This window comes from Desulfosporosinus paludis (assembly GCF_045689965.1).
In the GTDB taxonomy this organism is placed as follows: Bacteria; Bacillota; Desulfitobacteriia; order Desulfitobacteriales; family Desulfitobacteriaceae; genus Desulfosporosinus; species Desulfosporosinus paludis.
Window position 1 is genome coordinate 4,680,585 of record NZ_CP144211.1, and the last position, 13,581, is coordinate 4,694,165.

The 13,581-nt window shown below is 41.0% G+C and carries 13 protein-coding genes; 12 read left to right on the plus strand and 1 reads right to left on the minus strand.

Features of this window, described 5'->3' with window-relative positions; all coding sequences use genetic code 11:
- The first annotated feature begins 136 nt into the window (after positions 1-136).
- The 3 genes from VZF35_RS23300 (at position 137) to VZF35_RS23310 (ending at position 2,636) form a co-directional block, all read left to right on the plus strand.
- Positions 137-862: a DUF2786 domain-containing protein gene (locus tag VZF35_RS23300; protein ID WP_407308797.1), complete on the plus strand. Its 726-nt coding sequence runs from the start codon at positions 137-139 to the stop codon at positions 860-862.
- Positions 863-950: 88 nt separating this feature from the next.
- Positions 951-1,304: a YlbF family regulator gene (locus tag VZF35_RS23305; protein WP_407308798.1), complete on the plus strand. Its 354-nt coding sequence runs from the start codon at positions 951-953 to the stop codon at positions 1,302-1,304.
- Between the two features lie 171 nt (positions 1,305-1,475).
- Complete coding sequence (locus VZF35_RS23310; RefSeq protein ID WP_407308799.1) at positions 1,476-2,636, plus strand: class I SAM-dependent RNA methyltransferase; 1,161 nt, start codon at positions 1,476-1,478, stop codon at positions 2,634-2,636.
- Between the two features lie 177 nt (positions 2,637-2,813).
- Here VZF35_RS23310 and VZF35_RS23315 read toward each other — a convergent pair whose 3' ends face one another.
- Entirely contained in the window at positions 2,814-3,566 is a 753-nt protein-coding gene (locus tag VZF35_RS23315; RefSeq protein ID WP_407308800.1) for a hypothetical protein, read from the minus strand.
- 278 nt (positions 3,567-3,844) lie between these two features.
- On the opposite strand from VZF35_RS23315, the gene VZF35_RS23320 reads away from it, so the two are divergent.
- The 9 genes from VZF35_RS23320 to VZF35_RS23360 all read left to right on the plus strand — a co-directional run bounded on the left by VZF35_RS23320 (position 3,845) and on the right by VZF35_RS23360 (position 13,573).
- Positions 3,845-4,735, plus strand: a complete 891-nt coding sequence (locus VZF35_RS23320; RefSeq protein WP_407308801.1) for a respiratory nitrate reductase subunit gamma — start codon at positions 3,845-3,847, stop codon at positions 4,733-4,735.
- A gap of 42 nt (positions 4,736-4,777) precedes the next feature.
- Complete coding sequence (locus VZF35_RS23325) at positions 4,778-6,391, plus strand: (Fe-S)-binding protein (RefSeq protein WP_407308802.1); 1,614 nt, start codon at positions 4,778-4,780, stop codon at positions 6,389-6,391.
- A gap of 502 nt (positions 6,392-6,893) precedes the next feature.
- Complete coding sequence (locus tag VZF35_RS23330; RefSeq protein WP_407308803.1) at positions 6,894-7,082, plus strand: ATP-binding protein; 189 nt, start codon at positions 6,894-6,896, stop codon at positions 7,080-7,082.
- Positions 7,083-7,118: 36 nt separating this feature from the next.
- Positions 7,119-8,342: a dissimilatory-type sulfite reductase subunit alpha gene (gene dsrA, locus VZF35_RS23335; protein WP_407308804.1), complete on the plus strand. Its 1,224-nt coding sequence runs from the start codon at positions 7,119-7,121 to the stop codon at positions 8,340-8,342.
- 34 nt (positions 8,343-8,376) lie between these two features.
- Positions 8,377-9,435 (plus strand): dissimilatory-type sulfite reductase subunit beta, encoded by a 1,059-nt coding sequence (dsrB, locus tag VZF35_RS23340; RefSeq protein ID WP_407308805.1) that lies wholly within the window; start codon positions 8,377-8,379, stop codon positions 9,433-9,435.
- 35 nt (positions 9,436-9,470) lie between these two features.
- On the plus strand, positions 9,471-9,695 hold the full coding sequence (locus tag VZF35_RS23345; RefSeq protein WP_407308806.1) for a hypothetical protein: 225 nt from the start codon (positions 9,471-9,473) through the stop codon (positions 9,693-9,695).
- Positions 9,696-9,880: 185 nt separating this feature from the next.
- Positions 9,881-11,359 carry a cobyrinate a,c-diamide synthase gene (locus tag VZF35_RS23350; protein WP_407308807.1) on the plus strand — a complete coding sequence of 493 codons (1,479 nt, stop codon included), beginning with the start codon at positions 9,881-9,883 and terminating at the stop codon, positions 11,357-11,359.
- Positions 11,360-11,688: 329 nt separating this feature from the next.
- On the plus strand, positions 11,689-12,639 hold the full coding sequence (locus VZF35_RS23355; RefSeq protein ID WP_407308808.1) for a LysR family transcriptional regulator: 951 nt from the start codon (positions 11,689-11,691) through the stop codon (positions 12,637-12,639).
- A 61-nt stretch (positions 12,640-12,700) separates the two neighbouring features.
- Positions 12,701-13,573 (plus strand): nitrilase-related carbon-nitrogen hydrolase, encoded by an 873-nt coding sequence (locus tag VZF35_RS23360; RefSeq protein WP_407308809.1) that lies wholly within the window; start codon positions 12,701-12,703, stop codon positions 13,571-13,573.
- Positions 13,574-13,581 lie beyond the last annotated feature (8 nt).

Consider the following 13,581-nt stretch of genomic DNA (forward strand, 5'->3'; position numbering starts at 1 on the left):
TCAAGATCGCTCAAAGTGAACTTCAATGTTCAGCTAACTGAACATTGAAGTTCAATCTCATAGTAGATTGTCAGAATTCTCTTTGGCCTGACTTGTTCAATTAAGCATAGGCTTCTTTCGAGGAAGAGGGGTTCAGATGTTGAATGGGAAGCATGAAAAGATAGCTCACAGAGTGCGGGCATTACTAAACTTGGCGCGTAACGGCGGAGATCCTAGCAGCAACGAGGCACAGACTGCCCTTTTAACGGCTCAGCGAATTATGGCAGAATATGGGCTTGAAGAAGCCGAGCTTAAGGACGCAGGTGAAGGACTCCGGACAAAAGAAGTGCTGGATGACTATGCTACGGACTTTGAAAAATTATCTTGGTGGAAAAAACGTCTGGGAAAGGTCATCGGACAGAATTTCCGCTGCTATTCATATTTGAATAAATGTGATGGGTACACGAGGTTGGCATTTATTGGGCTTAAAGATGACGTGGAAATTGCCAGGGAGTTATTTGCCTTTGCCACCGATTTTATCCGGGCTGGGGCAGATCAATATATGAAGACGTATCGCCGGGATTTTCTGTTACATCAGGGGTTTCGGGCCGGTATATCTCTGCAGAGGGGAGTGCGTAATAATTATGTGGAGGGGTGGATTTCGGGCTTAGATTCCCAATATACCGAGCAAATAACGAAAGAAGGCTGGGGGCTAGTTCTAACCAAGGATGCCTTGGTTGTTGAGGCTTATAAGAACTTGGGTTTGGAACGTGGAAAATCTTCAGCCCACTCGGTGAGTCAGGGTTCTGCCAGTCAAGCAGCTTATGCTCGGGGGTATAGTGATGGTAAGAGTTTCAGAGCCACTCATAAAAGAATAAGCTGAGACCGAGCATTGTTTTCAGATGAGTTAAACGATCATTTGTTGGCTAGACTAGGTAATAACTATATTTGCATAGGAGGCTTCGTTCATAATGGATCAAATAGAGCAAATCTTGCAAAAAGGTATTGAGCTTGGAACATTAATCGCTCAAACAGAGATCTATAAGGATTTTAAAAAAGCAGAGTATGATCTCCTTCATAATCCGGAGGCTCGGAAATTAGTCGAAGATTTACAAAAGCTTAAGCAAGAGCATTATCGTAAAAAACTAGCTGGACAAGAATTAACAAATAAAGAAACAGAAACTATGCAGAGCATGGAAGTTAAGTGTTTGAAAGACCCTCAAGTTTTTAGATCGAATGATGCCAACACTAAGTTCCAGAAATTTATGGAGGAGATATCACGTAAAATAAAAGAAGGTATCCAAAGCGTGGATACTCCCCAATAAAACTACTTATGAATTAGTTAACCTTGAGAACGTTTGTTCCCAGTGTATTCTATCAAAGACAGAAAATTACAACTGGATTAATTAGCTTGCTATTGTCATTTCTAAAACGTATAGTAGAAAGGCTATCCGATAAGGTAAGTTTAGATGGTAAAATTGAGGGGTTGAATCCAGATGGCAAAAATTCAGCTAATTGCAACAGCTGCTTTTGGTTTAGAATCCATTGTTGCGCGAGAATTAAAAACACTGGGATACTTTGATCAAAGTGTCGAAAATGGAAAGGTAACTTTTTCAGCGGATGAGTTGGGGGTTTGCCGATCGAACCTTTGGCTGCGTAGTTCTGATCGTGTTTTATTGAAAATGGGAACATTCCAAGCTTTGACATTTGAAGAGCTTTTTCAGGGAACCAAAAAATTGCCTTGGGAGGATTGGCTGCCCAAAGACGCCAATTTTCCCGTACAGGGAAAATCCATCAAATCAAAGCTATTCAGTGTATCTGATTGTCAAGCGATTGTTAAAAAGGCGATCGTTGAACGTTTAAAGGAAAAATATCGCCAAGATTGGTTTGAAGAGACAGGACCTCGCTATCAAATTGAGGTTGCCCTCTTAAATGATCAGGCTACCCTAACCATTGATACTTCAGGACTTGGCCTGCATAAGCGGGGCTATCGAAAGCTTGCGGGACAAGCACCGCTCAAAGAAACTTTAGCGGCAGCGATGATTCAATTAAGCCATTGGCACAAGGATCGCACGTTATTAGATCCTTTTTGTGGAACAGGAACGATTCCGATAGAAGCGGCTTTGATTGCCCAAAATCGGGCGCCTGGCCTTAAACGCAGCTTTGCTGCCGAGAAATGGCCGCGTATTTCTAAAGAGTACTGGCAAGAGGCTTGGCAAGAAGCACTTGATCTTCAGGAACACAACAAAAGTCTTCATATTTATGGTTCAGATATTGACCCCAAGGCGTTGTCTTTAGCGCGAACACATGCCCTAGAAGCAGGTGTTGACGATATTATTCATTTTCAGCGTTTACCTGTAGCAGAGGTGAAATCGCGATTTAATTACGGGCATTTAATCGCTAATCCACCTTATGGCGAGCGCCTTGGCGAGACAAAAGACGTGGAACCACTATATTTAGAGCTTGGCGAAACGTTTAAACGTTTAGAGAATTGGTCCCTGCATCTTCTTACTACTCAGCAAGCCCCCGAACGCTTTATTGGGCGGCGTTGGGATAAAAGCAGAAAATTGTATAACGGCCGATTAGAATGTCATTACTATCAATTCTTTGGTGCTCGACCGCCGAGAGAACGCAAAGGAATCAACCCACAAGATTAACAAGGACTAATCGATTTTCATCAAGAACCAAAGTAAAGAAAACGAGGATTATTTGCCACAGTTAGGTGAATAATCCTCGTTTTAATTAATACGTGTTGAGATTTCGCTTAAAATAAGAAGTTTTTTTCAATCTCTTTATTTAAGGGTTTTTAGTTAACGGTTAAGGAATAACCAATATTATTGCACAGAAACAGGTGGTTCTCCTTTTAAAGAATGGATATCCCGGAGAGCGCGTTGAACTTCTTCATCAAGTCCTTCAATGGCAATTATAACGGCTCCTTCTGAGCCATCAACTCCACCAGCAGCAATACAACGGGCTTCCACGTCATATAATGTTTCTAATGCTGTCAATTCAGTGACAGGAGTTGCTCCTAACATTGGTATGAGCCCGACTTTATGCCCCATCGATTCGTCGAGAGGTGATTTTGTCATAAATTCAACAGCTTGGCGAACATCAGGAATCATCTTTTCGAGCCCGATTGGAACAAGAAGTTTTACGCCACGGGCATATAAAAGTCCTTGAGCAGCACCAATAGTTCCCCCAAGGGAATCTGAAACCATCACTGCTGTTAAACCGGTAGGGTCCAAGGCGTTTCCTCCTTTAATAAAAATATCACCAGCTTTCAATTTCGGCAGATATTCTTTCCATGGAGTTTCAACAATATTCCCTTCAACGATGACATAAGGAGATTTCCTCTTCGTTGAATGACTTACTCCCAATTCTCCCTTGGTTACGATGCCCATAGTGTATCCTGTCTTGTCTTCAATGGTAATACCGAGTAATTCCTCAGCAACAAAAGCGTTTGTCGTACCTCCTGCGACAATAACGGCATGCTTTTGCAAGGCATTTTGAACACAGGACATTCCTTTGATTCCTCTGGCGATTAGGCGCTTTGACTCACTGGTAGTTAATGTAATTAATGCTTTCATCGTGTTTCCTCCTTGAAATTATAGGTTTTTAATAAGGATTTAGTATATGTTATACGAAAAAGTCAATTAGTAAAAGCAGAATATAAATTTTCCTTAAAAGTGTTAGCATTATTAAGAAATATCAGACCATTAAGCTTTTTTTGAATTAAAAATAAGATATGTGCGTGGTTAAGATACAATCATATAATGATATGGTGAGATAAAAAATGATAATTTTACAAGCTATAGTAACTCACATACACTAAACGTGATAATAATAACAAAGGAGGTTGACGGTTTTGTTTCTAAGTATTATTGCATATTTGTCCATACTCCTTTTTCTCGGAATTTCCGCTCATAAGGCCTATCAGTTTTCAAAATTGCCCTTACATGGGCGGATGGAACTATATCCTGTGCCCAAAGAAAAGGGCTATGAACATGGAGGTTCTTTTTATGAGGAGGTTTCTTGGTGGAATAAACCTCATGAAGTCTCTCATGCCCGGGAAATCATCGAAATGCTCAAGGAAATACTCTTTATTAAAACGTTGTTCGAGAATCAACGTCCTTTCTGGTGGCTTTCCTACGCTCTTCATTTAGGAATCTATTTTATTGTAGCTTGGACAGTATTGTTAGTTGCTGGGGCAATCTCTGTACTTAATGGAGTTGTTGTGGCAGCCAACAGTACAAGTGCTTGGGGCCTTTTGTTATTCTATTTAACATTTGCGACCGGTATTCTTGGACTTATTTTAGCAACCTTAGGTTCTGGGTTATTAGTTCTTCGCCGCATGTTTGACAATACCCTGAAAAAATTCACAACTCCTCAAGAATATTTTAATCTTTTGCTCATCTTTGCCGCTCTTATAACGGGGATTATTACATGGAGCAGTGATTTTTCATTTACTGCTGCCCGCGAAGTGACCGCTAACCTCCTCACCTTTACGCCTTTTGCCGCCAATGGCATCTTAATCCTGCACATTATCTTAGTCGGAATTATGCTGACGTATATACCTCTCAGTAAAATGAGTCATTACGTTGGAAAGTATTTTACCTTCCATACGGTACTGTGGGATAATAGCCCAAATCTGAGAGGGAGTGCGATAGAGCAACGAGTAAAAAAGGCTACTGCTTATCGCCCAACCCACTCTTGGTCTGCCCCCCATATTAAGAAACCTACCTCCCCTAAGGAATAGCATCGAATTCCAGAGTGAACTTTGTGGAAAGAGGAGAGCTATATGTTAAATCAAAAAGATTTGCGCCCTAAGGATATGGGACGTCCGGATGAGCAGTTGATTAAATTAGAAGCTTATCAACTTATGCCCTTATTGGCTCCGTACGATCAGCCAGGCATGCAACCGCCGCTTACGGATCCTAAACCAGCGTGGAGAGATAAGTATTGTACTTCTTTAGATGGATATATTGGACTTGATACCCTAACTCGCCCCAACACTAAAGAAGAAGAGGACGAATTTGTCCGCAAGTTTCTTAGCGGTCTGGAGAAAATTTTCACTGATGCGAATAACGGCGTGTTGGAACCCCTTTTATTATCCTTTGATTATTGTGCAAAATGCAACACCTGTTCAGAGGCATGTCATATCTATAAAGCTACTGGAGATCATGAACTCTATCGCCCGATTTTCCGTTCTGAAGTCCTTCGCAAAATCGTCAAGAAGTATTTTACGAAGAGCGGCAAGTTGCTAGGAAGCTTCGTGGGCGCTGATATCGACGTAAACTGGGAAACGATCGCACGTCTGGGTGAATTGGCTTATCGCTGCAATCTATGTCGACGTTGTGCTCAAACATGTCCATTAGGTTTAGATAATTCTATTCTTGCTAAAGAAATTCGTAAGATTTTTAGTCAGGAAATGGGGATTGCTCCTACCCCCCTTCACAATAAAGGTACTATGCTGCAAATCAAAACCGGTTCATCGACAGGATTAAGCAAGCCGGCTTTCTTGGATACTCTTGAGTTTTTGGAAGAAGATACTGAAGAGAAGTATGGTATCAAACTGAAGTTCCCTGTCGACAAAAAAGGTGCCGACATTTTAGTGTTGCATAACGCTGGAGAATTCATCGCTTGGCCGGAAAATCCCGTTGCTTTTGCAATTTTATTTAACGAAGCCGGCTTGAATTGGACACTCAGCAGCGAAATCATGGGTTATGATAGTGTCAATTATGGTTTGTGGTATGATGACTATCAAGCGAAGCAAATAGCTTTAATGCAGATGAAAGTGGCTAAAGAATTCGGAGTTAATCGCATTGTCGTAGGGGAGTGCGGTCACGCCCATAAAGCATCGATCATTGTCGGTGATCGTATGGCCTATGGTGATGCCAAAGTCCCTGTTGAAAGTTGTTTACCGCTTCTCTGGGATCTGGTCAAAACAAAACGTTTAAAGCTAGATCCTAGCCGTAATAATTTCCCGGTGACTCTCCACGATCCTTGTAACGTTGTGCGTCAAATGGGAATCGTTGAGCCTCAGAGAAATGTTTTAAAGGAAATATGCCCGCAGTTTAGAGAAATGACGCCTCATGGGGTTAATAACTATTGTTGTGGCGGAGGCAGCGGCTTCGCTATTATGAACTCGCACAATTTCCCTCAGTTTAGAGATAATGTAGCTTCACGCATGAAATTCAACCAAATTCTAGGAGCCTTCAAGGGAGTCATGGAAGACGCTTCTTTACCTAAATACATCTGCGCACCCTGTTCGAACTGTAAAGGAGCTATGAGGGCTATTCTAGAGCATTTTGAGGCAACAGAAAAATACAACCTTCAATATGGCGGTTTAGTTGAACTCATGGTAAATGCATTAGTAAGTATGAAGAAGCCTTTCCTCGAATTTTTAGAATAAAAGACAGAAGTTGATCCTTGGATTTTTATGGGCCATTTCAGTTACTTGAGATGGTCCATAATCTAGTTGAAATTTAAATATTTAATGTTACACTATAATTAGATAAATTGAAAAGACAAAAATGACCGTGGTGGTTACCTAAAGTCGAAGTTTAAGCGCGTTTTGCGCCTGCTTCAGGAACATACGTTCCCAGGACATTTGCCGAAACATCCCACGAACCCTAGGGAGAGGAGGCCTGAAAATTCAGTTCGGGCTAATACCACTTTGACATCAGCTATTGATAGTTAGTCAAGTGATGTATATTTAAGTCAAATTTTGTGATATGAATTATAATCAGTTTTGCATATTGTACAATCGTGATTATGTATTGTACGGATAGAATACAAGGTGTTAAATTAAGAATATGAACTAGTGTTAATTTACACAAGAAGATTTTCTCCTAATAATCCTCACAATGTCCTTTTTTTTGATACTTCTCTTTTAAGTTAAGGAGGTGTAATTAGTGTTTATCGTATCAATTGATGAAGATCAGTGCTCTGGTTGCAATTCATGTACCGAAGGATGCCCAGCTCACCTGCTTGGCTTTAGTGATGACAAAGCACAAGTAATCGGCGACGAATCAGAATGCATGGGTTGTGAAAGCTGCATTTCTGTTTGTCCGACGGGTGCTATCACTATTAGTGAAATGTAAAAAAACCTCATAAATTATAAAGACGGAGGGTGTGCAATGACCGAAAAGAAAACGCCGCTACTGGACGAACTGGAAAAAGGGAAATGGCCCAGTTTTGTGACGGAAATGAAACGTGCTGCAGTTAAAAGCAAATCTGCAGGCGAATTGCTCCAAGTCTTGGAAAGATCTTATGTGGAGCACAGAGGACACTGGAAACACGGTGGAATTGTAGGAGTTAGAGGTTATGGCGGTGGCGTTATCGGTCGTTATGTCGATGAGCCAGAAACCTATCCAAATGTTGCTGAATTCCACACAGTCCGTATTAATCAACCATCAGGATTTTTCTACAACACGAAAACACTTCGTACCATTTGTGATATTTGGGAGAAATATGGCAGTGGCTTAACCAACATGCACGGTTCTACCGGGGACGTAATTTTACTTGGCTGTAAAACAGAGGATATTCAAACTATCTTCGATGAGTATAGTGAAGCAGGTTTTGATTTGGGCGGATCTGGTTCCTGCCTGAGAACCACTAACTGCTGCGTAGGACCAGGACGATGCGAGTATGCTTGTTATGACACTCTTGAGGCTTGTTATAACATTACGAATGAATTCATGGATGAGTTACATCGTCCAATGTGGCCATATAAGAGCAAAATTAAATTCTCAGGTTGCGCTAATGACTGCACTGGAGCAATTGCTCGTGCCGATATCTCTGTAATCGGAACATGGCGTGACTCGATCCAGTTTAATCAAGCTGCAGTAAAAGAATATGCTGCTAAAAACTTTGATATTCAGGGTCAGGTTTGTGACAAATGTCCAACCAAGTGCCTGACTTATAACAAGGAGACTCAAGAGCTTTCTGTTGTTGCTGAAGATTGCACACGCTGTATGCACTGCATCAACATGATGCCTAAAGCTGTTAAAGCTGGTAAAGAAAGAGGCGCAAGTCTTTTAGTCGGTGGTAAGTCGACAATCGTTCAATCTGCATTCATGTCCTCAGTTATCGTGCCTTTCATCAAAATGGATCCTGAAAATGATTTTGAAGAATTTAAAGATGTTGTTCGTCGTATTTGGGAATGGTGGGATGAAAACGGTAAGTCCCGTGAACGTATCGGTGAAACAATCTTCCGTCTTGGAATGGGCAAATTCCTGCGTGAAGTTGAAATCCCACCGGTACCGCAACAAGTCTTACGTCCACGTGCTAACCCATATGTGTTCTGGCAACAAGATGACCTTGATAAGTCTGGGACTGCTCTTGATGGATCGAAACTCTAATTAAAAATAAGTAGCTTACGAGAGGTGGATAATCATGGCAAAATTAGACCAAGGACCTCCTAATTATAAAGAGATGCTTCCTCCTGCAATTTTAGAAAACTATGGAAAATGGCAATATCATGAGATCCCACAACCAGGTGTACTCAAACACGTTGCCGAAAGCGGCGCTGCACTTTACAGTGTACGTGTAGGTTCTCCTCGTTTGGTGAGCATTGATTTTATCCGTGACATTTGTAATATTGCTGACCAATACTGTGATGGCTGCCTGCGTTTCACAACACGTAACAATGTAGAATTCTTAGTATCCGATGAGTCAAAACTAAATCCTCTCCTCGAAACATTAAATGCTCAAGGATATGCTGTTGGTGGTACAGGTGCTTCTATCAGCAATATCATCCATACTCAAGGTTGGGTACACTGCCATACTCCTGCAACTGATGCTTCGGGTGTTGTTAAGGCCGTTATGGATGACTTATATGAGTATTTTAATACTATGAAACTTCCTGCAAAATTAAAAATGGGTCTAGCATGCTGCTTAAACATGTGCGGATCCACACACTGCAGTGACATTGGAATTGTTGGTGTTCACCGTACTCCTCCTCGTATTGACCACGAGAAACTGCGTAAAACTACCGAAATTCCTACACTTGTAGCAAGTTGCCCAACTGGTGCTATTCGTCCAGATCCGAAGAACAAGAGCGTTATCGTTAACGAAGATAAATGCATGTATTGCGGAAACTGCTACACGATGTCACCGGCTATGGAAATTTATGATCCAAGAAATGATGGAATTGCTATTCTCATCGGAGGAAAAGTTTCCAATGCACGTACTGCACCGAGCTTTTCACGCATGGTTATTCCGTTCCTTCCAAACAATCCTCCTCGTTGGCCAGAAGTTACAGAAGCTATTCGTAGTATTCTTGAACTCTGGATTGCAAATGCTAATAAAGGCGAACGTTTAGGCGAGTGGATTGAGCGCATTGGTTGGGAAAGATTCTTCAGCTTAAGCGGACTTCCTTTCTCGGAGATGCTTATTGATGATTATATCTTTGCGAGAGAGACATTCCGTACTGCTGCTGGATTCAAGTTCTAATCATTTGCAAAATAAAATTAAGGGGGTATAGCCTTATGGGAAGAGGTCCTGCGAACCCCGAAATTAAGGCCAAAATTCTTGAGTACCTTGCGAAAGTTCAAAAAGCTAAAAGTAGAGACGTTGCGGTAGCCATCGGGGAGAAAAAAAGCGATGTAGATGATGCCGTAAAAGAACTAACAGCTGAGGATCTTGTTGAATACCTCTATATTACGACCACCTATATTTGTCTAAAAGGAAAAGTCCAAACTCCAAATGAATAGACGAATGATCGACGAGATCACATCCTGACTTTCAGTTTAAACCATGACCATCCTTCTCCCATGCCCTCTGTTTCTGCTGATTATTCGATCAAGCATACTCGGGTATGGAAGATGGATGGTCAATTTTCATCCATGATGTCCCACGGTATCCTAATAACAAATTGCTCGCGAAAGGTGTGGATGATATGTTGCCGTTGTCAGAAAGTACATCAGTTAAAATAGAGCAGAGTGACTTAAACGTTCCACGCTTAGTTATTGGGGCACCGCAAGGGAGAAGTGGAAAGACAACCTTCACCTTAGGTTTATTAAGAGCCTTTGCAAATCAAGGTTTCAAGATTCAGCCTTTCAAAAAGGGACCGGATTATATCGATACGAATTGGCATTCTGTTGCGGCGAGGAACACTAGTCGAAATTTGGACTCTTATTTTATGAACCATCATCAGATATGTAAGTCCGTATTGGATCATTCCAAGGACAAGGGCCTTGTCCTTATAGAAGGCGCGATGGGTCTATATGATGGGTCAGATCTGAAAGGAAGCAGCTCGACTGCAGAGATTGCTAAAATAACTCGTTCTCCAGTATTGCTAGTTGTGGATGCAACTCGTATGACGCGTAGTATCGCCGCTATGGTTATGGGTTATCAACACTTTGACCCTGAGGTACAAATAGTTGGTGTAGTTCTTAATAAAGTTGCCCGGAATCGTCATGAAAAAATTGCTCGAGAAGCTATTGAAGAATTCTGTAAAATTCCGGTAGTTGGGGCAATCCCTAAAGATATAAAGTTAACCATTCCAGATCGTCATCTTGGACTGGTTACCAGTGGAGAATTTAATGAAACGGACAAGTTGCTGGATTACTTCGCTGACGTGATTGCAAAGCATGTTGACTTGGAATTAATCCTTGAATTGGCTCATAGAGCTCTCGAACTACCATGTATTTCTGAAAAGTCGCCGCTTAATTATAATTTTGCGCTTAAATCAAAGAACGTATCGCCGAAAATTGGGGTAATCCAGGATGCTGCTTTTAGTTTCTATTATCCTGAAAATCTAGAGGCTTTAAAACAAATGGGGGCTGATCTTATTCCCATTCAGGCTCTTCGTGACAGTAAACTTCCGAGCGATTTGGATGCTCTCTATATAGGTGGTGGCTTTCCGGAAATTTTCGCTGCAGAATTAGAAAAAAACAAGACAATCCGTGAAGAAATCCGAAGTTATGGTGAAAAGGGGCTCCCTATATATGCCGAATGTGGAGGGTTAATGTTTTTGGGACGCTCTATACGCACCGCTTCTCGAACCTACGAGATGGTTGGATTACTTCCTTTTGATACACAAATGGAACCTAAACCACAAGGTCATGGCTATACCTTGATGCAAGTCAACGAGGGGCAGCCCTGGTTTGAAAAAGATACGGAAATAAAAGGACATGAGTTTCATAATTCGCGAATTATGAACTTATCCTCTGATATAAAATTTGGCTTGCATGTTAAACGCGGACATGGTATTGATGGACAGCATGATGGAATCTGTTATAAGAATGTCTTCGCCTCTTATAATCACCTTCATGCCTCAGGGTGCCCTATTTGGGCCGAACGAATGGTTCATCTAGCTTCGGTTTACAACCAAACGAAATGGGCATCTATTGAAAAAGTTGCCGGACAAAATTAAGTTGCTTTTAAACATGAAATTGCTGAGGATTCTCCGCATTTAAATGAGTGTTTGATACGAATCGTTTTGTTTGATTTAACTATCTTACTGGTCTAAGAATTATAAAAGACTCCGCAGAGCTAATGTAATGCGGAGTCTTTAAATTCGGTGCTTTTGATAATTCATTTAGGAAAAGATAGATTGATTGTCTGGCGGAATCTTTCTGCGAATGGTATTATAAAGATATGCGATAGCCATCTTGCATAATTTTTATCTTGTTCAAACTAACGTAAGTGATTGGCGAAGAATCTTTATTGATATATAAGATCTAGGAGGGAGAAATAACCATCATGGAACAACACTTTCTTGTATTTAAAGAAGTGGCAGAAACTAAAAACATTACGCTCTCTGCGAAGAAACTCCATATGAGCCAACCTAGTATTAGTTTGCAGATTCAGAACTTAGAGAATCAATATGGTGCTCGCTTTTTCGACAGAACCAACAAAGGTGTAACCCTTACGAAAGAGGGGGAAATATTCTACACACACGTTCGAAGTGTTCTAGATATCCTCTTAAATGCCAAAGAACAAATCAGTGCTCTATCCAAGGGTCGTAGGGGACTTATTTATTTAGGGGCAACGCTAACGATAGGAGAATATATTCTTCCTAATATTTTGGCATATTTATACAGGAATCATCCTGACGTAGATTTCAAGGTTAAGATTGCTAACACTGATTCGATTTCTCAAGATGTTCTAGAAAAAAAGATTCATATTGGATTGATTGAAGGGCCTGTTCCTCGGCATAAAGATTTATATGTCGAAAAATTCTGGGAAGATGAGTTAGTGGTTGTACTTCCGTATTTTCATCCTTGGGCTTCGAGAGAAAGCATAACTCTTGCTGAACTGCCTCACGAACGTTTAGTGACCCGCGAAGACGGTTCTGGAACGCGCAGAGTTATGGAAATGGCTCTGAAAGAGAGAGGGCTTGATCCTGATCAATTAAATATCAGTATGGAATTAGGGAGTACCCAGGCGATTAAGGAAGTCGTAGCTGCAGGTCTAGGCATCACGATTATTTCTTCACTTACGGTTCGTCGTGAATGCGATCAGAAAATCTTCAAATCTTTGAAGATACAGGATGCCCCAGTTTATCGACCCTTAAGTATTCTTACGAATGCTCAGGCTACCCAAACAACTCAGACTAAAGATGAACGCCTGTTAATTGATTTACTTCATGATCATAGATTATTAACGAATATTCTTAGCAGGGATTATAATGAATTGGATAATATCGAGTGAATAAAGATTAACGACAATTTATTTACTGGCTTATAATGAGTTGGAAGACGAGGTATATAAAATGAAACAAGACTGTCGGATAGGCCTAGTTCAGATGGAATCTCATGTTGGAGAGAGCGAGCTTAATTATATGAGAATAGCACATCTTGCACAGGTCGCTAGTCAGCAGGAAATTTCTTTTTTATGCTTTCCTGAATGTGCCTTAGATGGTTATTCGCCACAAGATGCTTCGGAAATTGGTGATTCTCTCAAAAGTTCAAGAATATCCCGTTTGAGAGAGTGTGCAGAAGATCTAAAAATCACATTATTAGTAGGTTTGGTAGAACAAGATGTAGATAAGAAAAAGCCTTACATTTCCCAAGTAATTTTATCTCCGGGACAAGAGGATATGGTTTATCGGAAAGTTCATTTAGGTCGGAGTGAACAAGATTTTTTTTCTCCCGGTGACAAGTTTCCGATTTTTACGGCACATGGTACTAGTTTTGCAGTAGGAATATGTTGGGATTGGCATTTTCCGGAAATGGCTGCCATCTATTCTCTAAAGGGTGCTGAACTTATCTTTGCACCGCATGCCTCACCGATAATCGCTGGTGATCGTAAAGAGATTTGGCTAAGATATCTTGGGGCGAGAGCCTATGATAACTCAGTGTACCTTGGAGCATGTAATTTGATAGGAAGCAACGGTAAAAATAAAGAGTTTAGCGGCGGGACTTTAGTCGTCGGTCCCAAAGGAGAAGTGATTGATCAAATTACCCCATCAGAATTAATGGGACAAGGTATAGTTACAGCTACTCTTTCTGCAGAGCGAATTAATCGAGTACGTCGCTTCGACCGGGCTTCCATGCGGGATAGTTTTTTTCTAGCAGACCGGCGAAAAGAACTTTATCATGAACTCATTCAACTTGATGTTCGCCAACAACCTCTAAGGGACTAAATTCATAC

Excerpts from the sequence above, each read along its gene's own strand:
- dsrA (WP_407308804.1), top strand. The coding sequence starts at position 7,119 with ATGACCGAAAAGAAAACGCCGCTACTGGACGAACTGGAAAAAGGGAAA.
- VZF35_RS23310 (WP_407308799.1), top strand. The coding sequence starts at position 1,476 with ATGGCAAAAATTCAGCTAATTGCAACAGCTGCTTTTGGTTTAGAATCC.
- VZF35_RS23300 (WP_407308797.1), top strand. The coding sequence starts at position 137 with ATGTTGAATGGGAAGCATGAAAAGATAGCTCACAGAGTGCGGGCATTA.
- VZF35_RS23355 (WP_407308808.1), top strand. The coding sequence starts at position 11,689 with ATGGAACAACACTTTCTTGTATTTAAAGAAGTGGCAGAAACTAAAAAC.
- dsrB (WP_407308805.1), top strand. The coding sequence starts at position 8,377 with ATGGCAAAATTAGACCAAGGACCTCCTAATTATAAAGAGATGCTTCCT.
- VZF35_RS23305 (WP_407308798.1), top strand. The coding sequence starts at position 951 with ATGGATCAAATAGAGCAAATCTTGCAAAAAGGTATTGAGCTTGGAACA.
- VZF35_RS23350 (WP_407308807.1), top strand. The coding sequence starts at position 9,881 with ATGTTGCCGTTGTCAGAAAGTACATCAGTTAAAATAGAGCAGAGTGAC.
- VZF35_RS23360 (WP_407308809.1), top strand. The coding sequence starts at position 12,701 with ATGAAACAAGACTGTCGGATAGGCCTAGTTCAGATGGAATCTCATGTT.
- VZF35_RS23345 (WP_407308806.1), top strand. The coding sequence starts at position 9,471 with ATGGGAAGAGGTCCTGCGAACCCCGAAATTAAGGCCAAAATTCTTGAG.
- VZF35_RS23325 (WP_407308802.1), top strand. The coding sequence starts at position 4,778 with ATGTTAAATCAAAAAGATTTGCGCCCTAAGGATATGGGACGTCCGGAT.
- VZF35_RS23315 (WP_407308800.1), bottom strand. The coding sequence starts at position 3,566 with ATGAAAGCATTAATTACATTAACTACCAGTGAGTCAAAGCGCCTAATC.